General features: G+C 51.8%; 18 protein-coding genes. 13 read left to right on the forward strand and 5 right to left on the reverse strand.

The genetic code is table 11. The annotated features are described in order from the left end of the window. Window positions 1-232: 232 nt before the first annotated feature. Genes DXC90_RS04895 through DXC90_RS04905 form a run of 3 tightly spaced genes read right to left on the reverse strand, consistent with a single transcriptional unit; the run spans window position 233 to window position 3,465 of the window. Complete coding sequence (locus DXC90_RS04895; protein WP_117735002.1) at window positions 233-625, reverse strand: DUF1667 domain-containing protein; 393 nt, start codon at window positions 623-625, stop codon at window positions 233-235. A 4-nt stretch (window positions 626-629) separates the two neighbouring features. Continuing rightward, window positions 630-2,009: an NAD(P)/FAD-dependent oxidoreductase gene (locus DXC90_RS04900; RefSeq protein WP_233502177.1), complete on the reverse strand. Its 1,380-nt coding sequence runs from the start codon at window positions 2,007-2,009 to the stop codon at window positions 630-632. Window position 2,010: 1 nt separating this feature from the next. Next, complete coding sequence (locus DXC90_RS04905; RefSeq protein WP_117735003.1) at window positions 2,011-3,465, reverse strand: NAD(P)/FAD-dependent oxidoreductase; 1,455 nt, start codon at window positions 3,463-3,465, stop codon at window positions 2,011-2,013. A gap of 565 nt (window positions 3,466-4,030) precedes the next feature. Between DXC90_RS04905 and DXC90_RS04910 the strand changes: the two genes are divergently transcribed. From DXC90_RS04910 to DXC90_RS04970, 13 genes are all read left to right on the forward strand, one after another. Further along, a complete protein-coding gene (locus tag DXC90_RS04910) occupies window positions 4,031-4,462 on the forward strand; it encodes a zinc ribbon domain-containing protein (protein WP_055251579.1) in 432 nt (143 codons plus the stop codon). A gap of 217 nt (window positions 4,463-4,679) precedes the next feature. Then, window positions 4,680-6,443: a threonine--tRNA ligase gene (gene thrS, locus DXC90_RS04915; protein WP_117735004.1), complete on the forward strand. Its 1,764-nt coding sequence runs from the start codon at window positions 4,680-4,682 to the stop codon at window positions 6,441-6,443. 326 nt (window positions 6,444-6,769) lie between these two features. After that, window positions 6,770-7,360, forward strand: a complete 591-nt coding sequence (locus tag DXC90_RS04920) for a hypothetical protein (protein ID WP_117735005.1) — start codon at window positions 6,770-6,772, stop codon at window positions 7,358-7,360. A gap of 84 nt (window positions 7,361-7,444) precedes the next feature. Then, window positions 7,445-8,146: a sugar transferase gene (locus tag DXC90_RS04925; RefSeq protein ID WP_199406621.1), complete on the forward strand. Its 702-nt coding sequence runs from the start codon at window positions 7,445-7,447 to the stop codon at window positions 8,144-8,146. After that, window positions 8,147-9,232: a glycosyltransferase family 1 protein gene (locus DXC90_RS04930; protein ID WP_117735006.1), complete on the forward strand. Its 1,086-nt coding sequence runs from the start codon at window positions 8,147-8,149 to the stop codon at window positions 9,230-9,232. A gap of 18 nt (window positions 9,233-9,250) precedes the next feature. Continuing rightward, window positions 9,251-10,492, forward strand: a complete 1,242-nt coding sequence (locus DXC90_RS04935) for a glycosyltransferase family 4 protein (protein ID WP_117735007.1) — start codon at window positions 9,251-9,253, stop codon at window positions 10,490-10,492. 2 nt (window positions 10,493-10,494) lie between these two features. Further along, a complete protein-coding gene (locus DXC90_RS04940; RefSeq protein ID WP_117735008.1) occupies window positions 10,495-11,640 on the forward strand; it encodes an EpsG family protein in 1,146 nt (381 codons plus the stop codon). 1 nt (window position 11,641) lies between these two features. Further along, on the forward strand, window positions 11,642-12,601 hold the full coding sequence (locus DXC90_RS04945) for a glycosyltransferase family 2 protein (RefSeq protein WP_158550221.1): 960 nt from the start codon (window positions 11,642-11,644) through the stop codon (window positions 12,599-12,601). Then, entirely contained in the window at window positions 12,586-13,560 is a 975-nt protein-coding gene (locus DXC90_RS04950) for a glycosyltransferase (RefSeq protein ID WP_158550222.1), read from the forward strand. The genes DXC90_RS04945 and DXC90_RS04950 overlap by 16 nt, the downstream gene beginning before the upstream one ends. Before the next feature lie 230 nt (window positions 13,561-13,790). Then, entirely contained in the window at window positions 13,791-14,846 is a 1,056-nt protein-coding gene (locus DXC90_RS04955; RefSeq protein ID WP_117735011.1) for a polysaccharide pyruvyl transferase family protein, read from the forward strand. Next, window positions 14,839-16,350 (forward strand): lipopolysaccharide biosynthesis protein, encoded by a 1,512-nt coding sequence (locus tag DXC90_RS04960; RefSeq protein WP_117735012.1) that lies wholly within the window; start codon window positions 14,839-14,841, stop codon window positions 16,348-16,350. The genes DXC90_RS04955 and DXC90_RS04960 overlap by 8 nt, the downstream gene beginning before the upstream one ends. Window positions 16,351-16,363: 13 nt before the next feature. Continuing rightward, the gene (locus DXC90_RS04965) at window positions 16,364-18,103 is read left to right on the forward strand and encodes a thiamine pyrophosphate-binding protein (protein ID WP_117735013.1); all 1,740 of its coding nucleotides are present in this window, start codon (window positions 16,364-16,366) and stop codon (window positions 18,101-18,103) included. Between the two features lie 18 nt (window positions 18,104-18,121). Continuing rightward, complete coding sequence (locus tag DXC90_RS04970; RefSeq protein ID WP_255413367.1) at window positions 18,122-19,168, forward strand: NAD(P)H-binding protein; 1,047 nt, start codon at window positions 18,122-18,124, stop codon at window positions 19,166-19,168. A 68-nt stretch (window positions 19,169-19,236) separates the two neighbouring features. Here the strand turns inward: DXC90_RS04970 and DXC90_RS04975 are convergent, their stop codons facing one another. Continuing rightward, window positions 19,237-20,961, reverse strand: a complete 1,725-nt coding sequence (locus tag DXC90_RS04975; protein WP_117735015.1) for a transglutaminase domain-containing protein — start codon at window positions 20,959-20,961, stop codon at window positions 19,237-19,239. Window positions 20,962-21,632: 671 nt separating this feature from the next. Further along, window positions 21,633-22,304, reverse strand: a complete 672-nt coding sequence (locus tag DXC90_RS04985) for a hypothetical protein (RefSeq protein ID WP_117735016.1) — start codon at window positions 22,302-22,304, stop codon at window positions 21,633-21,635. Window positions 22,305-22,382: the final 78 nt, after the last annotated feature.

A 22,382-nucleotide genomic window follows, 5' to 3' on the forward strand; every position in this document is an offset into this window, starting at 1 on the left:
CGGATTACGGGGCTGGACCTGTATTACTTGACCATGGGAAAAATCGCGAAATTAAAACCGCAGGTAGACGGCTTATCAAAAATCGAAAATTGCCGGTATGGATGGGGGCCTCCGAATCAGCCCCGTAATCCGGGGTAGTTTTGAAATGGCACAAATCCGATAGTGGCCGAGAGAGCATTTTCGCTAGCGAGGGGAAGGGAAGGGCCAGATAAAAGAGCCCGTCCCAAATTAGCTACTCGATGTCTATGCTGGCGATGAGGTCGATGTTGGTGTTGAGGAGGTTCTTCAGAACGATGTCGCCCATGCGGATGGGGGCCTCGACGACCACGCCGCGGATGAGGTCCATGGCCTGGGCGTGGAGTTCTAGCGGGATGGCTTCGGCGGTGCGCACGGGGAGCAGGGCTTCGTCGCCGCCGGAGACGGCCACGGTCGTCGTGAGCACGCGCATGGGACAGGTGAGCTCCTGATGTGCGAATTTATCACCGCGTGGGCAGTTGTTGCCGGTTACGGAGCGCACTTCCACCACGGCGCCATTGGCGTCGCGCTCGATTTCTACGGTCAGAAGGCATTCGGATGGGCAGGTGGTGCAGTTGAACTTGAGCGTCTCGATCGCGTTCATGCTCATGGCTTTACGCCTCCTCAACGGGGTCGACGGACAGGATAATTTCGCTTACACCTAGGTCGAGCGCTTGCTGAATCACCTTTGCCGGCAGCGGGAAGCTTTCCATGACGCTCGGTTTAAACGCGCGGACTTTGCCCGCAAACACTTCTTCGCCGTTGGCCAAGATGCGTACTCGAGCGGTATCGACCGGTCGGCGTACGCGGAAGTTGAGCTTGGTGAGCGCCACAGCCGTAATGCGTCCCGGCAGCGCGTAGCCCGCAATGCCGGCAGGGGAGACCGTGAGCTCGCAGCTCGTGTCCGCGACCGCGTTCGTTTCGGCTCCGCCACCCAGCGCGTACGCCGCCGCGGCTGCACCGGCGCGCTCGGACTCGGTCGTCACGTTGTCGGCCAGGTCGTGCACGTGCAGCACGTTGCCACAGGCAAAGATGCCCGGCACGCCTGTCTGGAGGCTCTGGTCAACTACGGCACCGCGCGTGCGCGGGTCAAGCTCTACGCCTGCGGCAACCGAAAGCTCGTTCTCGGGAATCAATCCCACCGAAAGCAGCAGCGTGTCGCACGGAACAATGCGCTCGGTCCCCGGAATGGGCGCCAGGCGCTCGTCGACCTGGCTTACCTCGACGGCTTTCACGCGGTCGTGCCCGATCACGCGCGTGACCGTGGTGGACAGGTGCAGCGGAATTCCAAAGTCGTCCAGGCAGTTCTTGACGTTGCGGCGCAGACCGTTGGCGTACGGCATGAGCTCGTACACGCCCTCGACGGAAATCCCCTCAAGCGTGCAGCGGCGCGCCATGATAAGACCGATGTCGCCCGAGCCCAAAATGACAGCGCGCGAGCCGGGCTTGAGGTTTTCGATATTGATGTATCGCTGCGCCAGGCCCGCCGTAAACACGCCGGCGGGACGGCTGCCGGGGATCTTGATCTCGCTGCGTGTGCGCTCGCGGCATCCCATAGCAAGGACGACCGCGCGTGCGGTGAGCTGTAGCATACCTGCACGGCTCATGAGCGTGACGGTATGGACCGCGGTGTCTTCCGCAGGCTCGCCTGAATCAATCCCAAGCACCATGCTGTTCAGGAACAGCGCAATGTCGGTCGCGCGAACCTGGTCGATAAAGCGCTGCGCGTACTCGGGACCGGTGAGCTCCTGCTTAAAGTGCGACAGGCCAAAGCCGGGGTGGATGCACTGGCGGAGGATGCCGCCCAGGTGCTGCTCGCGCTCCACGATGGCCACGCGTGCTCTGGCCTTATGAGCGGCAAGCGCGGCCGCCATGCCGGCAGGTCCGCCGCCGATAACGACCACGTCGAACGCCTGCGTTTGCACGGGCGCTGAGGCTCCGACCTCTGCGGTTCGAGCCTCCGCGCGTTCGTCGCGCATATCAAACGTCGCCATCCTAACGTACCCCCTTCAGCGGTCCCTGGACCAGCCAAGATCCGGCATCCTCCAACAACACCTCGCTGGGGTCGCAGCCCAGTTCGTGCGCCAGGATCGCTACCACGCGGCTCTGGCAAAAGCCGCTCTGGCACCGACCCATGCCGGCGCGGCAGCGGCGCTTGACGCCCTCGACCGAAACCGCGCCCGGGTGGCGTCGGATCGCGGCAACAATCTCGGCCTCGGGCACCGTTTCGCAGCGGCAGACGATTTGCCCCCAAGCGGGGTCGGATTCAATGAGCTCTTCCTTGCGCGCAAGCGGCACGCGGTCAAAGTCGTCCGGCGCGCGGCGAATCGGGTCCCAATCGGCCCTTTCGCGCAAAGCAACGCCCGCCTCGCGCATCACGCGCTCCATGCGCTCGGCAATGGCCGGCGCGCTCGCCACGCCCGGCGACTGAATACCTGCCGCCTGGAACAGCCCCGGCACCACGGCCGACTGCCCAATAAAGAAGTCGTTCGTTCCCTTAATGACCGGTCGACCGCCGGCAAACGCGCGCACCACGCGACGCGTGTCCAGATCGGGCACCAGCTTGTGCGCACCGGTCAAGAGCGCGTTGACATCGGTCGCGTAGGTCTGCGTGTCGCCTGGCTCGCGCACGGCAGCCGTCGCGGTAATCACGGTGTTGCCATGTACGGTACCCGTGACGATAACGCCCTTGGACACTGGCGTGGGAACAGGGTAGAGCGGCATGAGCGTGCGCGGTTCCTTATCCAGCACCACGATGTTGCCCTGACGCCAGACCATCTGGAACTCCTCGGCGCCTGCCATATGCGAGATGTTCGCGGCGCCGTTGCCCGCGGCGTTAATCAGGTAGCGGCAGCGCACGTTGCCAGCGGGGGTCGCCAGCGTAAAGCACGTGTCGTCGCCCGAGCCCGCGACTTCAATCGCTTCCACCGGGGCGGAGCGCATAAACGTCACCCCGTTGGCCACGGCGTTTTCCAGCGCGGCGATGGCAACCTCAAACGGGTCGACAAATCCAGTCGAGGGGCACCACAACGCGCACGTTGCATCGGCGCTGGCGCGCGGCTCTAATTCGTGGATGCGGTCGGGTCCGACGATCGACAGCTCGGGCACACCGTTGACATGGCCGTTGCACCGCAGCTGCTCCAGATGCGCGCGGTCCTCGTCGTTAAAGCCCAATACCATCGACCCGGTGCGGCAGAACAGAAAGTCCAGCTCCTGCGCCCATGTACTGTACAACTCGCAGCCACGGGCGTTGACCTGCGCCTTTACCGTGCCCGGCGCCGGATCGTAGCCGGCGTGCACCAGGCCGCCGTTGGCCTTCGACGCGCCCAGCGCGATGTCGTTAGCCGCCTCGACCACGCAAATGGAAAGGTCAAACCTCGCGAGCTGCCGCGCGATAGCGCATCCGGTGATGCCCGCGCCGACAATCGCGATATCAAACGTTTCTGCCACAGTGCCTCCCAGACGAGTTGACAGGCTGTCAATAGGACTATCCTATGGTCTACACACCCCCAGTGCGGCGGCAATGCGGCGAACAGCCCCGCAACACCCGCCAACGGCAGGCGAGGGGAGACCCAGTAACGTCGATAACCTCGTCTGCCGCCCCTGGCGTCAGAGGTTTGTCTCGTTCTGTAACACCTGGGACTGTTTTTGCCGAGTAACTGTTACAGATTGAGATATTCGGTTCGGACGGTTTTCTACGTCTCGATCTGTAACAGTTAGCTGATGATTTGGGTTTTAGATGTTACAGATCAAGACAAACCTTCCGGCGGATTTTGAATGTCTCGATCTGTAACAGTAAGAGGGGTTTTGGGGCCCAAGATGTTACAGATCGAGATTGAAGTCGGGGAGGGCCCCCTGTGTCTCGTTCTGTAACATCTAGACCCGGATTCCGCTCCCACCTGTTACAGATTGAGATGTTTGTGTCCGCGCCGGCCCCGTACCCAGCCGTAGTCCCATATAAACAAACCCCGTGGTAAACTTGACCGGAGTGTTAATATCCCGAAAGGTACCCGTAATGTCCAAGTACATCTCCGAACTCATGTCGCCGCAGCTTATGGGCGTCGTCTATGCCTTCGTTGGCTTTATCATCGCCCTGTATGTGCTGTCGGTCGTCTATGTGTTCATCGACGCTCGCCGCCGCGGCGCCAGCGCCTACGTGGCATGGGGCATCATCGCCCTCATCCCGTTTGTAGGCCTCATCGCCTACCTGGTTCTGCGCCCGCACTCCTATGCGTCCGACCGCGAGGAGCAGGAGCTGGACATGGCTCTGCGCGAGCGCCAGCTTGCCCAGTACGGCACCTGTCCGCAGTGCGGCGCGCCCATCGAGAAGGACTTCGTTGTCTGCCCGGTGTGCGACACTCAGGTTCGCAACGTCTGCCCCAGCTGCCATCGCCCGCTCGATGCGCACTGGAAGGTCTGCCCCTACTGCCGAACTCGCATCCAGTAACGCATCCATCGCAGGGCCGGCCGCAAGCCACGGGCACGCCGCAAACACGCGCACCCCGCCCCCACACGATGAAGCATGCGTAGAAAATCGCCCGCCGTACCATTAAGGTGCGGCGGGCGCTTGTATACCATGGCAACCTGCCTATAATGATGCAAGTTAAAACGCCGAGCGCATCGCACGCACTTGCATCAGGCATCCGAGAGGAGAAAACATACCCATGAAGGCACTCTACAATGACGGTTCGGTGGCCGAGCTCCCGCAGGACGAGGTCACGCACGTCATCCGCCACTCTGCCGCGCATATCATGGCGCAGGCCATCAAGCGCCTGTACCCCCAGGCCGACTTTGCCTACGGTCCCGCGACCGACAACGGCTTCTACTACGACGTCGACCTGCCAGAGGGCGTCAAGATCAGCGAGGACGACTTCCCCGCGATCGAGGCCGAGATGAAGAAGATCGTCAAGGAGAACCTCAAGTTCTCCGTGTACGAGAAGCCCCGCGCCGAGGCCATCGCCCTTATGGAGGAGCGCGGCGAGAAGTACAAGGTCGAGCACATCGGCGACCTGGACGACGACGCCCGTATCACCTTCTACCAGCAGGGCGACTACATCGACATGTGCGTCGGCCCCCACATCTGCTACACCAAGGCGCTCAAGGCCTTTAAGCTCACCGGCGTCTCGGGCGCTTACTGGAAGGGCGACAAGGACAACAAGATGCTCACCCGCATCAACGGCGTCGCCTTTGCCACCAAGGAAGAGCTCGACGAGCACATGCACATGCTGGAGGAAGCCAAGAAGCGCGACCACCGCAAGATCGGCCGCGAGATGGACCTCTTTATGATGCGCGACGAGGCTCCCGGCTTCCCGTTCTTCCTGCCCAACGGCATGATTCTTAAGAATACGCTGCTGGACTACTGGCGCGAGATCCACCACAAGGCCGGCTACGTGGAGATCTCCACGCCGCTCATCATGAATAAACAGCTGTGGAAGACCTCGGGCCACTGGGACCACTACAAGGACAACATGTACTCCACCGTCATTGACGACGAAGAGTACTGCATTAAGCCCATGAACTGCCCGGGCGGCGTGCTGGTGTATGCCTCCAAGCCGCACTCCTACCGCGAGCTGCCCATCCGCGCCGGCGAGATTGGCCTGGTGCACCGCCACGAGCTGCGCGGCGCCCTGCACGGCTTGTTCCGCGTGCGCTGCTTTAACCAGGACGACGCCCACCTGTTTGTGCGCCCCGACCAGCTGACCGACGAGATCGTGGGCGTGGTCAACCTCATCGACTCCGTGTACCAGAAGTTTGGCTTTAAGTACCACGTTGAGCTTTCCACCCGCCCCGAGGACTCCATGGGTTCGGACGAGGACTGGGCGCGCGCCGAGGAGGGCCTGCGCACCGCTCTGGAGAAGCTGGGCATGGACTACGAGGTCAACGAGGGCGACGGCGCCTTCTACGGCCCCAAGATCGACTTCCACCTGGAGGATTCGCTCGGTCGTACCTGGCAGTGCGGTACTGTTCAGCTCGACTTCCAGATGCCGCTCAACTTTGACCTGGAGTACGTGGACGCCGACGGCACCAAGAAGCGCCCCATTATGCTGCACCGCGTATGCTTTGGCTCCATCGAGCGCTTCATCGGTATTCTGATTGAGCACTTTGCGGGCAAATTCCCCACCTGGTTGGCTCCCGTGCAGGTCAAGGCACTTCCCGTCTCTGAGAAGAGCCGCGACTACGCCCACGAGGTGTGCGCCAAGCTGGAGGAGGCCGGCATTCGCGTGGTCTGCGACGATCGCGACGAGAAGATCGGCTACAAGATCCGCGAGGCCCGCAGCATCGATCGCGTACCCTACATGCTTATCTTGGGCGAGAAGGAGGTCGAGGCCGGCAACATCTCCGTCCGCGATCGCTCCAACGAGACCGTTCAGATGAGCGTTGACGAGTTTGTTGCCAAGGTGTTCGAGGAGATCAAGACTCGCGCCTAAGGCAAACTTCACAACTACTTACAAAGGCGACCGTCCACAATGGGCGGTTGCCTTTTTTCATACCGAAATAAGAAAAGCCGCTGGTTGAGCGGCTTTTTTTGTTGCACAAAAAGGTACAGGTTTTTGTATCTTTCGACAGACGATATTATACGAGCAATTAATCAGCGTTTGCCCAGATTACGCAAAATGTACTGCTAGTAGGTACATCTCCATACCCCTCTATAAAAACCTGTACTTTTGCGACTGCGCCTAGCTGCGAGCGAGAAGCCTGTTCTAAACGCCCCTGCATTTGCGTGCATCGCAAAGCCAAAAGAGGGGGCGAGAACTTGGAACAGACGGCACGGCGCCAAGAGCAACTGCCGGGCGCATTTAACGGCGCCACCACCAACAGCCAGCACGGCCGCGTCCGCTGGTATCTGGTCCACACCCCCAATGGAAAAGAGCGCGAGACCTGCGAAAAGGTCCGCCGCATTATCCCGCACAACCTTATGCAGGACGCTTTTGTAATGCAAAAGGAGTTCTGGTTTAAGCGGGACGGCGCTTGGTCGCTCCAAACCAAACCCATGTACAAGGAATATTTCTTCGTCGCCACGCACGATGCCGCCGCGCTCGATAGGGCCCTGGCCCAGTTGAGCTTTGGCTGTCGCATCGCCGGTAGTAGGGACCGGGCGTACATGCCCATGCCGGACGATGCGCAGGATTGGTACCGCAGCGTGCTGGACGACGACGGCGTGGTGCGCAACAGCGTTGCGCGCATAGAAGACGGCGTGTTGCACATAGAACAGGGGCCCTTGGTGGGGCAAGAGGCCCGCGTAAAAAAGATCGACCGTCATAAGCGCTGGTGCCTGGTAGACGTGGGCGAGGGTGACTCCACATTTAGGGAGCTGCTTGCGCTCGACGTTCCCAGCAAAACGTAAGGGAGACGTTGCGCCAGCTATTCGTTCGCATTTTGGATTCATAGACGGGGGGGGGTTCCTGGGGACAGGGACGTAAGTTTTATTGTGGCTGCTAAAGAAGTAACAGAGAGCTGTGTATCTGTGGGGGATGCACTGGCTATTAAAGAGATTAAACCGAGCGGTACGCTTGGCTACCGCTTTATTAAGAGACTGTTTGACCTTGTATTCAGTCTTTTGATGAGCGTGCTGCTGCTTATCCCTATCGCCATCGTGTGTGCGCTCATTAGCCTTGAATCGCCTGGCAGTCCTATGTATACGCAAGAGCGCGTTGGTAAGGGCGGAAAGACAATCAGGATTTTTAAGCTTCGCAGTATGGTCGCCGATGCGGGTGATGTGCAGAAGTATTTGAGTCCTGAGCAGCTGCATCAGTGGGAAGTCGAGCGCAAGGTTGACGACGACCCCCGCATTACCAAGATTGGTCAATTCATTCGTAAATGCTCCATCGATGAGATGCCTCAGTTTCTCAATGTGCTGAACGGCGATCTTTCAGTCATTGGCCCCCGTCCCATTACAAGGGATGAGCTTGAGCAGCATTTTTCCTACGAGGAAAAAGCTGAGCTGCTCTCTGTCCAGCCCGGTATTACTGGCCTGTGGCAGGCGACTGACCGTAACGAGGCAACCTTCAACAGTGGCTTACGACAGAAGATTGAGCTTCGCTATGTGCGTAATCGCTGCTTCCGCATGGACTGGAAATGTTTCACCGGCACTTTTGGTGCCATGTTCGGCAAGAAGAGGACGGGGCGATAAATGGCTAATTCGATTCGTGTCGCTCAGATAGTCGGAAAAATGAATGGCGGCGGCGTCGAGGCTGTTGTTATGAACTACTACCGTCATATTGACCGTAGCAAGGTGCAGTTCGATTTCCTTGTCGACTCAGATTCGACGCTTATTCCGCGAGAAGAAATCGAATCGCTCGGTGGCAGGGTCTTTGAAATACCGCCCTATCAGCATGTAGTTGAATACCAGCGAGAGCTTCAGCGCCTCTTTAAACAAGAGGGTTGGAAGGTTGTGCACAGTCACATTAACGCGCTTTCAGTTTTTCCGCTCCGTGCGGCAAAGAAGGCGGGTGTTCCAGTGCGGATTGCCCATAGCCACTCTACGAGTGGTAAGGGCGAGTATGCCAAGAATATTCTGAAGGCCGTGCTAAAAACGCAGTCAAATCGTTATCCAACGCATCGTTTTGCATGCAGTAAATTCGCCGGTGAATGGCTTTTCGGTAAAGATGCAAACTTCGAGGTTGTATATAACGCAATTGATTTGGTTCGCTTCAGCTTCAATGCGGAGGCTCGCGCGAAGGCGCGAGCCGACCTGGGCCTCGTCGGCAACCAGTTTGCCATTGGACATGTGGGGCGCTTTACTGCCCAGAAGAACCATTCGTTTTTGATTGATGTTTTTTCTGAGGTCGCGAAGCGCCGCGACGACGCCGTCCTGTTGCTTGTCGGTACCGGCGAAGCCGGGGCCTCCGTAAAGGCCTTGGTGGACGAACGCGGTCTCACGGATCGCGTTAAATTTCTGGGACAGAGAAGTGATGTCAGTCGTTTGTACCAGGCGTTTGATGCGTTCGTTCTGCCAAGCCTTTACGAAGGCCTGGGCCTCGTCGGCGTCGAGGCACAGGTGGCGGGTTTGCCATGCCTGTTTAGTGATGCGATCACACGTGAGGTTGATGTTACAGGCGAAAGCAAATTCCTGTCAATAGAGAAGTCGGATGTCTGGGTTAAAGAAATTTCTGCTATTCATCCAAAAGTTGATAGGTCTATTGACTTGTCTAGATTTAGGAATTATGACATCGAATTTGCGGCAAAAGCACTATCTGCTTTTTATGAGTCGCTTTAGCTTGGAGAGGAGCGTAGGTTGAAAAAGCTAAAGAAGGTGACCTTCCTTACAACGGGAATTTTGCCTGTTCCAGCAACTGAAGGCGGTGCTGTAGAGGCACTTGTTGAAACTTTAATTGAAAATAATGAATTAAACCCATGTTTTGAGTTTAATGTCATTTCAATTTGGAGTGAATCGGCATATCGCAAGTCCGTTTCTTATAAGCATTGTAATTGCATATTTCTTAAACCTCCTAAGATGATCGAAGAATTGGATAAGGCTGTATTTGCTATTGCAAAAAAGCTAACGCTTAGTCGAAATATTTCTTCATGTCGTTTTGTTTTTCAACGCATGTGGTTTTTGAAGCGAATGGGTCATTTGCTTCATTCTGATGATTTTGGCACTCTCATTGTTGAGAATCATCCTAGTATTTTTTTAGCGCTTAAAAGCTACGGAAATGCTGGAAAGTATCGCGGTAGATACTACTATCATCTCCATAATGTCTTTTCTGAGCTATACGGATGTGAAAAAATTGCCGCAAATGTAAACTCAGCTCTCTGCATTTCTGAATTTGTTGCCGATTCATATGTGAATCAGGTTAAAGGGCTAAAAGCCGGCCAGATTTCTGTTTTTAAGAATTGTGTTGACTGTAGTGCTCTTGACGCGCGATTATCAGATGCGGATAAATCTAAAATTAAAGATGATCTTGGGGTCGAAGTAGACTCTTTTGTGTATTTGTTTAATGGAAGGATTACTCCCGAAAAGGGTGTATTGGAGCTACTTGAAGCCTTTTCGTTAATAAAAGATGTCGTGCCAAAGTCAAAACTGCTTATTGCCGGTTCAGCATTTTTTGATTCCGATATTACTAGCGAATACGAGGCAAAGGTTAAAGACCTTGCCGCATTGCTTGGTGACAAGGTTGTATTCACGGGATTTATCCCCCATGATGCAATTCAATACATATACGGTATAGCTGATGTTTGCGTAATTCCCTCAATTTGGGAAGAACCTGCATGCCTCTCATTATTAGAGGCTATGGCTGCAGGTAAGGCTACTATTGTTACAAATTCAGGCGGAATGCCGGAATATGCAAGTAATTCAACTTCGATTTTTGTTGAACGCGATGAGAATATTGTCGAGTCGATTGCAAGGGCAATGTCATTACTCTTTGATGACGACGTTCTTCGTTCTGATTTAGGGGCCAATGCTCAATTGAGAGCTAAACAGTTTGATTCATGCGTTTATTTAGATAACTTTATAAAGTGTTTAAAGGTGGGTTAGGGATGCTTGTCTACGTATTAGCTTTTGGCCTGTCAATTGGATTGTATTTGGTTTTTAGCCGCGGAGTTCATGCATCATCCGATCTTGTCCTGGTTTCAGGTGATAGGGCCCGTTCAGTTCTTCCTTTTTTTCTTTCGGCTATTCCCCTTATTATTGTGTCTGGAATTCGATACAACGTCGGTACTGATTATTTCACGACGTACTATTCGGGATTTTATCGAATTTACGAAAATAACTACTTCGATGGCTTTGAGTTTGGATATGTTTTATTAAATAAATTTATTCAATTTTTTTCTACAAACGTCTTTCTTTTATTTTTCGTGACAAGTGCAATTTTTATCTTTTTTGTATTTGCTTCATTCAAGAAGATGTCGCCTAATATTCCTTTCAGTATTCTTCTCTTGTTTTTATTTCGTTATTATTTTATTAGCATGAATGCAATTCGACAGATGCTTGCATGCTCAATTTTTTCTCTTGCGATTTATTTCGCAATTAAACGTGAGCTGCGTCCATATCTTTTACTTTGTTTTCTTGCTTTTTCTTTCCACTATTCTTCTATTGTCTTGTTTCCCACATATTGGCTGATGAATATTGAATGGAATCCAAAACGAGCGACAGGGCTGTTGGTTTTAATGGCTGCAATTGGCACCGTTTCTTTTCCAGTTGTGGCAAAGCTACTCCCGGGATCATCTAAATACGCTGCAATTTTGAATGGCTTTAGCACGGCAGGAAGTTTGTTTATTATTGGAACAATCTGTCTAAATCTATTCATCCTCAGTCTCTATTATCAAAATTATCTCAAATGTAAAAATGAGTGGTGGTATAGATGCTTTCTGTATCTACAGATTGCGGCTGTGGGTGTTACGTTTTTCTTGCCGTTTATTCCGAATGCTGAGCGAATTTACTGGAGTTTTTCATTTCATTCAATGATAGGTTTGCCGCTAGTTATCGAAAAGATTGATTCTCAATCTTTTCGATTGGTTGCTGTATCTGCAATATTGATAATTTTTACAATTTATTCCTTTTATGACATATCTGTCCTTAAGGATCACCAGGTTATTCCATATTCGACCATTGTCGGTCGTAATCCCAGTCCCTATTCGGGATTCGATTATCGTTACGTTCACAAGCTGTATTGGTGGAACTGATATGCAGAATACAGTCGTTTCTGTCATAATCCCTATTTACAATGTAGAGAATTATGTAGCAAGCGCAATAGAAAGTGTGCTTCATCAATCTTATAGAAATCTTGAGATTATCTGTGTGAATGACGGCTCCACTGATAAGAGTGCTGATATTGCCAATCATCTTTTATCTTCAGATGTCCGTGCCCAGATTATTAATCAAAGCAATGCAGGATTATCTGCTGCTCGAAATGCGGGGCTAGATTGTGCTCGCGGGGACTATGTATTCTTCCTTGATTCTGATGACCTGATTTCCTCTGAAACAATTGAGGAGCTGGTTCGTGAGTCTATTCAATCTTCATCCGACATCGTTGTCTCGAGTTACGGCTCTTTTTTCTCTGAAAACGAATGGATCGAATTTAAACGTAAACGTGTCTTTAATGGATTTAAACACTTAACTATTAATGATTTCTACTATCAAATTGTATCGAACCACAGTTGTGCGAAGCTGTATAAACGCTCACTGTTTGAAGATAACGCTATTCGGTTTCCCGTAGGCCGCGCATATGAAGATGTAGCAACAACTTATAAGTTGATGCTGAATGCAAATCATATTTCATATACCGAATATCCTTTCTACTTTTATAGGCAAAATTTAAGCGGAATCTCGCGTACTTTTAGCCTTAAAAATGTTGAGGATTTTTATGCGAGTTATCGCGAAGTGCATATATCAATGCAGGGCCTGGGTATGTCTGATGCTCAGCTCTTCTATGTTCTCTCGATCTTATATTCTCTCATTCGTCTTGTGAATAAGCTTGACCCCACGGAAGAATCTCTTGCCATACGCAAAGAGCTAGAAGCAGAATTTAACAATCTGTTTAATCTTCGAGCAATAAATTTTTCTAAGAATTTGATTATGTCAATTAAGCTCCTATTGAGGCGCACAGGTTTTGGGAAAAGGATTCTAGCTTGTCTGAAAAAATAGCAAATCATAGATCTCGTCCGTTGCTCTCAATAATTATTCCTGTATTCAACACAGCTGGTTATATTGATCAGTGTCTTGAGAGTATATTGGACGGCAGTGAATCAAATATTGAAATCATTCTTATTGACGACGGATCAACTGATTCGTCTTCAATAAAATGTGATCAATGGGTTTTGAGCGATTCGAGAGTCAGATGCTACCATCAAAAAAACCAAGGCGTATCTAGCGCTCGCAATACGGGTATTAATAATTCACAAGGGGATTATCTTTGGTTTTGCGATAGTGACGATTGTGTCGTAAGCGGAGCTACAACAGCTATCTGTAAGACGCTCGAAAACTGTTCTCCAGATATCTTATGTTTTGGTGCTATAAAAGTTGATAAAAATGATTTTGAGATTGGTGTAATTTCGTCGCCTTCGGATAATTTTTCTGCTTCCCGTGGTCCCATTCAGTGCGGTGATGAGCTGTACCTGTTCTCTCATGTATTTAAGCGTAGCAAAATTGGCGATATCAGATTTGATGTGTCTCTAAACATGTGTGAAGATCGCTTGTTTGCTTACCGGGTTTTTGACGTTTCGTCAGACAACATTTTAGTATCAGGTGATTTTTATTACCGCTATTTATTTACCCGATCTGATTCGGCTGTAAATACATTAAGTCTGGCTGATGATATTGCCTCCCTTAGTGTTCATGAGTATATCCTTAAAAAGGAAATCGAATTAAATCGTCCTACCGAGGCTTATGTAATTTTTATTCAGCGTTCGATTAGTCTGCTTGCGAGGATTGTGAACGAGGGGTGTTCGTGCGGCTTGTTTCAGGATCTAAGGAAACGCGTCTTACGTTATGACTCCTTACGCCATTGCTTACGTGGTGCTGTTCTAATAAAATACATGCTCCTCTATGCCAGTGAGAGCATTTTCATAACTTCGTGTCGCGTGTTGCACCTTTTGAAACGTTAATAATTCTGCTGTGGGGTGAGAACTATGACTGCCGAGTCTATGTCATCGACTCTTATTGTCTAATTGCCGGCCAAATCATACTTATGCTTGTCCTGCTTATTGTTCCTTGCTGCATTAATGTATTGCTGCTCTGAAAATCTGCAGGGGGTTTCCATTGTGAAGACCCGCATTGAGTTATGTTTAATCATCTCCGGCTTTCCCCTGAGCTATATTGATTGGATAGATTCCTTATGAATTCAGCAATAATGACAATTCAGAGCATTAACTACGGAAATCGTCTTCAGAATTATGCTCTGCAAACGGTATTGAGTGGTCTTAATAATAATGTTGAGTCTCTTCGGCGAGGTTACAGTTTTAATGGCCCTTTAAAATCTCGCTTGAGGGCTGTTAAACATCAATTCGGCCGGGTAAAACACCGTAATGACAGTATCGGAGCTTTCGATCGTTTTGATCGGGAGAATATTATCTTTTCCAGTTCCACTGTGTCCAAAGAATATGTTTCTAACGATCTTTCTAAGTATGACCTGTTTGTAATCGGTTCCGATCAAGTCTGGAATCCAGATTTCGATTTTAATAGTGAGCTTGAATATTTACCAATGGTGCCCAACCATAAGAAAATCGCTTATGCCGCTAGTTTTGGCATTTCTGAGATTACGGTTAATCGCTGTCGTACGGCCGAATTGTTAAATGACATTCCGTTTATCTCTGTGCGCGAGTATGCGGGCGCACAAATCGTAAAAGACCTTACTGGTCGAGATGTCCCTGTCGTGCTCGATCCGACTATGCTCCTTACTGCTTCAGATTGGTCCAAGGTTGCTAAGAAACCCAAGGAGATTAACTGCGATGCTCCTTTTGTTTTCAAATATGTCCTTGGCAACGACGTTAACGAGGCAAAAATCCAGAAACTTGCGGATTATCATGGGCTTGCGATAGTCGATGTGATGGACGAATCGCTTGTTCTCGGCCCAGCAGAATTTGTTTGGCTTGCTGCCCATGGTGAGCTTGTATGCACCGATTCGTTCCATGCAAGTGTATTTGCCCTTCTTCATCATAAACCGCTGGCAATCTTTGAGCGTGTTAGCTCTGATGCTGATATGTCTTCTCGTTTTGATGCCCTGTGCACGTCTTTTGGCTTGGTTGGGCATCGTTCGTCTGAGGACATTTTTAGCGAAGGGACCATTTTTGGAACTGATTGGGATGATTTTGAGTCTCGTTTAACCTTGCTGCGTGAGGATTCGCTTAACTGGCTTAAAAATTCTATGTCTAAGGTGGAGACTCGTGGCTAGCCAGCGCAAGGCCGGCGTAATGCTCGGTTACCTCAATATTGTTGTTAAAAACCTCGTCAACCTGGTCTATACGCCCATGCTCCTGGCATTTGTCGGTCAGGCTGACTATGGCGTTTACCAAACGTCTAACTCGTTTGTATTTTCGCTGACGCTTTTGACCTTTGGTTTTTCCGAGGCGTATATTCGCTTCTATACCCAAAGGCGTGCGACTGGGGATGAGTCTGATATTCGCAGGCTTAACGGCATGTATCTAATTCTTTACGTTATAGTCAGCGCTATTGCTCTGTTTCTCGGACTTCTATTTGCAGGTAACGTTGATTTCTTCTTCTCCGGGAGCTTTACGTCCGAGCAGGTTGGCCTTGCTGGGCAGCTTATGGGGATTATGGCGTTCAATGTTACGGCCACCCTTTTCTCCACGGTCTTCGACGCCTATATTCTCGCCCATGAGCAGTTTAAGTTTCAGCAGACGCGACAGATGTTTACTTCATTAGCTACGCCCGGTGTGGCATTCGTCCTTCTTAATCTTGGTCTGGGTGCAGTTGGCGTTGCTTTTGCCCAGCTGGGCGTTACTTTGACGTTGCTAGTGCTCAATGCGAGATTTGCCATCTTTAAGCTTGACATGAGATTTGATGTTCGTCGCTTTGACTTTTCACTATTTGCTGCTATTGCAGTTTTTAGTGCTTGGATTTTTTCTAATCAGGTCTGTGAACTCATTAATCAGAGTGTTCCAAACATGCTGCTCGGCGCGCTGTCGGGCGCAAGCACTGTTGCCGTCTTTGCCGTTTCTTTGCAGATAAGGCAAGTTTTTTATTCTTTATCTACCACCATGTCTAACGTGTTTGTTCCGCTTATCAACCGTATCGTTGCGGAAAGTGACGATAACAATCAGCTAACTTCTCTTATGACGCGTGTCGGTAGATACCAGGCGTTGTTGTTTTGTTACGTCTTTGGCGGTTTTGTCCTATTGGGGCGGTTTTTTATCGTTAAATGGGCTGGAGAGGGTTTCTCCGATGCATATTGGCTCATCATGCTTATGGTTGCGCCGTTGATTATCCCTTTGACTCAGAATACAGGAATCGAGATTCAACGAGCTAAAAACAGACACAAGGCCAGAAGCGTTGCCTACCTCTGTATGGCGGCCATAAATCTCGGTTTGACAGCGGTGCTAGCTGGATCTTTTGGCTATTGGGCGCCCGCTATTGGTTATGTGACTTACATATTTCTTGGCTGCGGTGTATTTATGAACTGGTATTACCAACGCTGTATCGGGCTTGATATGTTCAAGTTTTGGAAGAGGATCCTTCCGGTTGTGTTTGTCACTGTGCTTGTTGTTGTTGTTTGCCTTGCGGGAACATCCTTGGTGCCGGTATCCAGCTGGCTATCTTTTTTGCTCTGGGGTGCGCTATATAGTTTTGCAATGGTCGTTTGTTTCTGGAAGTTCCTTCTCGATTCTCGAGAGCGCAAAGCCGTTTTTGCGAGATTGCCCTATTTGCATCGCCAATAAAGGAAGGTTGATAATGAAAAATATATACACCGATGAACGTAATGTTCAAATTCTTGTTTCGCTATTAAAGCAGTATGGCATTAAACGGATTATCGCAAGCCCCGGCACTACTAACATTACTTTTGTCGAGTGTCTTCAGAGCGACCCGTTCTTTGAAGTGTTTTCATCCGTTGACGAACGATCTGCTGCTTATATGGCCTGCGGCATGGCCGCGGAGAGCGGAGAACCCGTCGTTCTTTCATGCACGGGAGCCACCGCTTCTCGTAATTACCTGCCTGGTTTGACTGAGGCCTTTTACCGCAAACTTCCCGTTCTAGCTGTTACGTCTACTCAGCATCCTGGCCGTATCGGACGCAACGTTCCCCAGGTGATGGATCGACGCAGCCCGCTTAACGATGTGTGTGTTTATAGCTTCCAGTCGCGTTCTATCGCATCTGCGGACGATCGTCTTGAGTGCGAACTTTGCACCAATGAGGCTCTTCTGGAGCTCACGCGCCACGGAGGTGGACCGGTTCATATCGATTTGGTCACTACCTATAGCGATGGTTTTTCTGCTGACGGTTTGCCTGTTGCACGCAAAATCGATCGTATCTTCCCGGGCGATGCCCTTCCGTCACTCGAGGGCAAGCGGGTAGAGGTATTTGTTGGCGCCCATCGCCCGTGGAGCGAAAAGTTGGCCGCTGCTGTTGATTCGTTCTGCGCTACGTATGGCGCTGCTGTGCTATGCGATCAAACGAGTAACTATCGTGGCGCTTATCGTGTTCTTGCAGCGCTTGTTTCAAAGCAAGAATGCGGCCAGATTGCCTGCAACCATGCCGATGTGATTGTCTACATCGGCGATATCTCTGGTGCATATCTCAATCTTCCCGCCTGTGAAGTGTGGCGTGTTAACCCTGATGGGCGGATTCGTGAGCCCTTTGGCACCCTGCGCTATGTCTTCGAGATGAACGAGCAAGAGTTCTTTGAGTCTTATGCCGCGAAGGTCGATTCGGTGGCAACCTTCAACGTTTCTGATGAATGGAACGCTGCAGACGCATCTCTTCGTGAACGTATGCCGGAGTTTCCTTTTTCCAACATCTGGTGCGCTGAACAGATGGCGCCTAGGCTTCCGGAGAATTCGGTGCTTCATCTTGGCATTCTTAACACGCTGCGGAGCTGGAATTTCTTTGAGACGCCAGACAGCGTTTCTTGTTTTTGCAACACGGGCGGATTTGGTATCGATGGCTGCGTTTCCACTTTGATAGGCGCTTCGCTTGCTTCGCCTGAAAAGTTGTTCTTTGGCGTTGTGGGAGACCTCGCGTGCTTCTACGACCTTAACTCCATGGGCAATCGTCATGTCGGTTCAAACTTGCGCATCATGCTGATTAATAACGGTGTTGGCACAGAGTTTAAAAACTATAGCCACAAGGCTGCGCAGTTTGGCGAAGACGCCGATGCCTTTATGGCTGCGCGCGGTCATTTTGGTGCCCAATCTCCCGATCTCATGCATCATTATGCCGAGGATCTAGGTTTTGAGTATCTAAGCGCATCAAACAAGGAAGAGTTTGCGTCGGTTGTTGATCGTTTTACGGATTCTGAGATGCACGACCGCCCGCTTCTTTTGGAGGTTTTTACCGACAGCCAAGCCGAGAGCGATGCTCTTAAGGCTGTCTCGCAAATCGAGGTTGATGTAAAACATGCTGCTAAGGCGGCAATCAAAGGCGCCCTTGGAGACAAAGGCGTCTCGGCAGTCAAAAAATTGCTGGGGAGGTAGACGTTGAAGGCGCTTGTCTTGGGAGGCACGGGGGCCATGGGCTCTCATGTGTGCGAAAAGCTAGCGAATCGTGGTTGGGACATCACTGTTACCACACGGCGACCGAGGGAGTCCGGTAGCCCGCACATCTCTTTTGCTGTCGGCAATGCGCATGATCAGGTATTTTTGGACTGCTTACTTGATTCTAAATGGGACGCCATTGTTGATTTCATGGTTTGGTCGACTGCTGAATTCAGCGAGAGATATAAAAAGCTTCTTTCGGCGGCTGAGCAATACGTTTTTACTTCTTCATATCGCGTTTATGCTGACTCCTCCGTTATTACAGAAGAGTCTCCTCGCTTGCTTGATGCCGTTGACGATGATGAATATCTTGCGACCGATGAGTACGCGCTTTCCAAAGCACGTTGCGAAAACCTCCTTTTGGCTGAGCCCGGCTGTAACTGGACAATTATTCGCCCTGCGGTAACTTACGATGGCGCGGTTGGCAGATTGCAGCTTGCGGTCTTGGAATCTGATGAATGGCTCTGGAGGGCCCTTCATCAGATTTCCGTTCCGCTTCCCGCGGCAATGCTTGAGAAGCAATCGACTATGAGTTGGGGCGGCGATGTTGCCGAGATGATTTCTCGTCTCGTTGGTAACTCTATGGCGCTAGGCGAGGTCTTTACTGTCTCTGGATCTGACCATATGACGTGGAGCCAAGTTGCCGATGCGTATCGGGAGGTTTTACCGTCGCTTGAAGTTGTTCCTTGTGAACTTAGTGAGTTTGAACGTCATAGAGGCGGTGTCTATCAGATTCGCTATGACCGTATGTTTAATAGGGTTATTGATAATTCGAAAATCCTATCTGTTACGGGGATGACGCAGGAAGGCTTGAAGGGAATGCGCGAAACATTGCCCGAAGAGCTTGCGCTTTATCTTGCTTCTGAGCCTTCGCTTCCCAGTAGACCGGGATTTCAGGGGAAGCTTGATCGCCTTACCGGAGGCGTCCCGTCTTTTGCCGCTGTTGCAGCGACTTCAGGATTCGTGGGCGCTTCTAAGTACCTGGTAAGAAGGGTGCTTAAGTAAATATCAGGCGGGCCTATCGATTGAGGATTCATCGGTAGGCCCGTTGTCAAATCGTTGGGAATATTTGCTTAAAGAATGTTGTAGGCAAGCTTTTGTTTGGTAAATAGGTCGCTATTTAGGAAATTTTCTATCGCGCAAATGAGTCCATTTGAGTTGATGATATTTGTCCAATAGGCGATTTGGAATTCCGTTGGATTGGAAACGCCTGCGACAATGTTGTAAAGGAGCCTCGCCTGCGCTTCTGGTTTCTTTGCCCTAAATGTGCTTGAGGTAAAGAACTCCTTGATTGCCTTTTCCGATCCACCGTTATTAGCTAGCACGTTTGCCCAATAATCAATTCTCCATTGTCCTGGATCGGGAGTATCGAGACACTTTTCGTAGAGTAGCCAGGCATAGACAGAGGGTGATTGCGAACCTTGGCTGTTTTTGTTGCATAGCCCATAGTTCATGCATTGAGATATAAAGAACTTGCTGTTGCTAAACTCGGCAATCGCTCCGTTAACCCCATTTGCTTTGATGTGTTGCGTCCAGTATGCAAGCTGCGCTTCTGTAGGGTTATTGATTCCGGCGACTACTCGATATAGTAAACGAGTAATTTCCACTGCATTCTTTTGTTTTATAACGCTGCTGGTAAAGAACTCCTTTACTGCTCTTTGCGGCCCATCCTCCTGCTTGAGTACGCCTGTCCAGTAACTTATTTGATGCGTTGTTGGCTCTGGCGTGTTAAAGCACTCTGCATATAGCATCCGCGCATAGCCTTCGGGAGTATTTGAATAGTTTGTTTGCGATGGTTCGACCGACTCGGCGTGTTTCGCTTTGAACATATACTTCGCTGTCCAGCTTTTACTCGACGTCATCTCGACCTTTGACGTGGCCGTCAGGTTGGCCTTGTATCCATCGGTCTTCCATTCTCTCTGGTTCATCGCATAGGCAACGATCCCATTTTGAATCCCCGAGATGCTCGGCGGTAAGGATTGATTGTCGGCATCGATGGAAAAGCTCTCTTCTTTGGCATCCAGGTGCTGCTGAATGCGGTCGGCATACTTCTCGGCCCATTCATCGGCCTTGCCATCCCGCACAAAGTAATTGTTGGAAAGGTCGGTCGAGCGGTAGGCGTAGTCGGCCTTTTGGTAGTTGGCCGTGTGGTCGGAGTGGGCGATTGCCATGAGCTCGTCGGTCAGGCCAAAGTACAGATGGCGCTGGTCCAGGTCCCCGTACCAGTTGTCGCTGGTGTCGTCCCAGGTTAGGTCCATCTGGCACCATTTGCCGTCGATCTTTACGGCGTTCCAGGTGTGGCCGTTGCCGGTGATGCGGCCGTTGGCGATGCCCGCGGCGTCAAGGAGCTTGGAGTAGATGCGCTGGTAGCTCTCGCAGGTGCCCTGGTGGCGCGTGAGGCCGCTTTCGGCCGAGCACCAGTTGAGGCCGTGGTCGTACTCCAGCTGGTCGATCGTCCAGTCGTGGAGCCACAGCGCCATGTCGTATTCCGAGCCGTTTGTCTCTTGCCTGCACAGGTCCACGGCGTCGTTGACGATCTGCGTGACGCTTGGGCGGGCGGCGTCGTTTACGGTCACCTCCGCCGTGGTGCGCAGGTAGTAGATCCCCTTGTCGTTTTGGGGGTCGTTTCTGTCGTTGTCCATAAAGTAGAAGTAGATGCGGTACGTGCCCGATGCCGTGAAGTCAAAGGCAAAGTCGTGGCCGGCGGTGCCCAGGCTGTGGTAGCCGGCCCATGCCTGGCGCGACGGGTCGCAGACGCTTTCCTGGCTGTCGCCGTCCCAATAGGTGGGCACGTCCATGCGCGCCTTGGCCTGGGACGAGCCGTTGGCCTGGGTTACGTGGAAGGTCGTCACGGTGCCCGCGGGGGCGTCGTTCCACGAGACGGTGAAGGTGACGCCGTTTTGGCTTGCGGTGACGGAGTGGGAGTAGCCGGTTTCCGCCGTGATGGAGATCGCCTCGGGCGTGGGGGGTGGTCTGGGCGCGGAGGGATGGGGCGGGGGTGGTGGTTGCGGCAGCGGTGTCGTCAGCGTTTTCCGTGTCGGCTGCGCTGGTGCCGGTGGATGTTGCGGTGCCGTCCTCTACGGTATCTGCTGTCGCATTTTTGTTGGTGCCGTCTTCAACCTTGCCTGTGTCGCTGCTCGTGGCGTCGGCTCGCGCCTGCTGCTCGACGGTTTCCTGAGGCTGAATCGCCTCCGCAATGGCTGCCATAGGCATCGTCGCGCCGACCATGGACGTACACGCGATCGCGCAGAGCAGGTAGTAAAGGGGTCGTTTCATAGCGGAGCCTCTCGGTGAGCAGCCAATAGGGTCCGAAGGCAGCTCCAGGCCAGCACTCCGCACATATTTTGTTGAGTTTATTTTACGGGAACCCCAGTCTACATCAGCGAACTTTTTGGGGGATGTTGGGGAGGGGAGGGGCGGTGGCTTTCTGTTTCCCCATCTGGCGGCTATGCGGCATGCGTTGGGTTGTCTATGCGTGCTGCGGAAGCTTCAGTGCGAGTCTGTGTTGTTCCTCCGTGAGGCTCGACACGGGCGTCTTCCAAGAAAAGCCTGTGAGTTGGCTACCCAGATCCAGCTCTGCGTGGCCATATTCTTCGATTTTGCATCCAGGGTGCTTGGTATCGGTCCTCAGGCGGCACTCGACCGGGTTCGACCCGATGATTCGATATTCCTGCTGGTAAGCGTACTTGGGCGTTTTGATAAGTAGGTTGCAGATCGTGCCTTGGAAAATTTCCTCGATCCGCTTTGGTCCGGGGATGCCATAGGAGATGGCGCCGTGGGCGTATACCTCCTCGCCGCCGGTGGTGTGGCTGTCTATAAGGCGCGCGAAGCTGTCGTACCGCAGGATGCCGATCCATCCGTCTGCACATCCGAACTCCCGGATCATGCGCTTCGGGATTTGGACAGAACCGTCGACGATGTCGTTCTCGCGGACCGTGTACATGCAGTAGATGGGCAGACGGTAATTGCCGTAGATGCATGCCGGGAGGACCATGGACGCCTCGAGCGGATCGCCCTGTTCGCCAGGCAGGCCATGATAGTAGCCGGCTGCATTCATATAGAGATGTCCGTTCAGCAGGTCGTCGATGTACACCTCCTTGGATGCGAACTTTAGTAGGTAGGCGATGTTGTTGTTGGACATGGTGTTTCCTTTCTTGGGTAGTGATGCTCTGGGTCGCTTTGTGTGTCCGGGTTGCTTGCTACCAAGGTAAGGGTGTCA

This window comes from Collinsella sp. TF09-1AT, from assembly GCF_003436895.1.
GTDB lineage: Bacteria > Actinomycetota > Coriobacteriia > Coriobacteriales > Coriobacteriaceae > Collinsella.

Excerpts from the sequence above, each read along its gene's own strand:
- DXC90_RS04895 (WP_117735002.1), bottom strand. The coding sequence starts at position 625 with ATGAGCATGAACGCGATCGAGACGCTCAAGTTCAACTGCACCACCTGC.
- DXC90_RS04900 (WP_233502177.1), bottom strand. The coding sequence starts at position 2,009 with ATGGCGACGTTTGATATGCGCGACGAACGCGCGGAGGCTCGAACCGCA.
- DXC90_RS04910 (WP_055251579.1), top strand. The coding sequence starts at position 4,031 with ATGTCCAAGTACATCTCCGAACTCATGTCGCCGCAGCTTATGGGCGTC.
- thrS (WP_117735004.1), top strand. The coding sequence starts at position 4,680 with ATGAAGGCACTCTACAATGACGGTTCGGTGGCCGAGCTCCCGCAGGAC.
- DXC90_RS04930 (WP_117735006.1), top strand. The coding sequence starts at position 8,147 with ATGGCTAATTCGATTCGTGTCGCTCAGATAGTCGGAAAAATGAATGGC.
- DXC90_RS04940 (WP_117735008.1), top strand. The coding sequence starts at position 10,495 with ATGCTTGTCTACGTATTAGCTTTTGGCCTGTCAATTGGATTGTATTTG.
- DXC90_RS04945 (WP_158550221.1), top strand. The coding sequence starts at position 11,642 with ATGCAGAATACAGTCGTTTCTGTCATAATCCCTATTTACAATGTAGAG.
- DXC90_RS04955 (WP_117735011.1), top strand. The coding sequence starts at position 13,791 with ATGAATTCAGCAATAATGACAATTCAGAGCATTAACTACGGAAATCGT.
- DXC90_RS04965 (WP_117735013.1), top strand. The coding sequence starts at position 16,364 with ATGAAAAATATATACACCGATGAACGTAATGTTCAAATTCTTGTTTCG.
- DXC90_RS04975 (WP_117735015.1), bottom strand. The coding sequence starts at position 20,961 with ATGGACGTGCCCACCTATTGGGACGGCGACAGCCAGGAAAGCGTCTGC.
- DXC90_RS04985 (WP_117735016.1), bottom strand. The coding sequence starts at position 22,304 with ATGTCCAACAACAACATCGCCTACCTACTAAAGTTCGCATCCAAGGAG.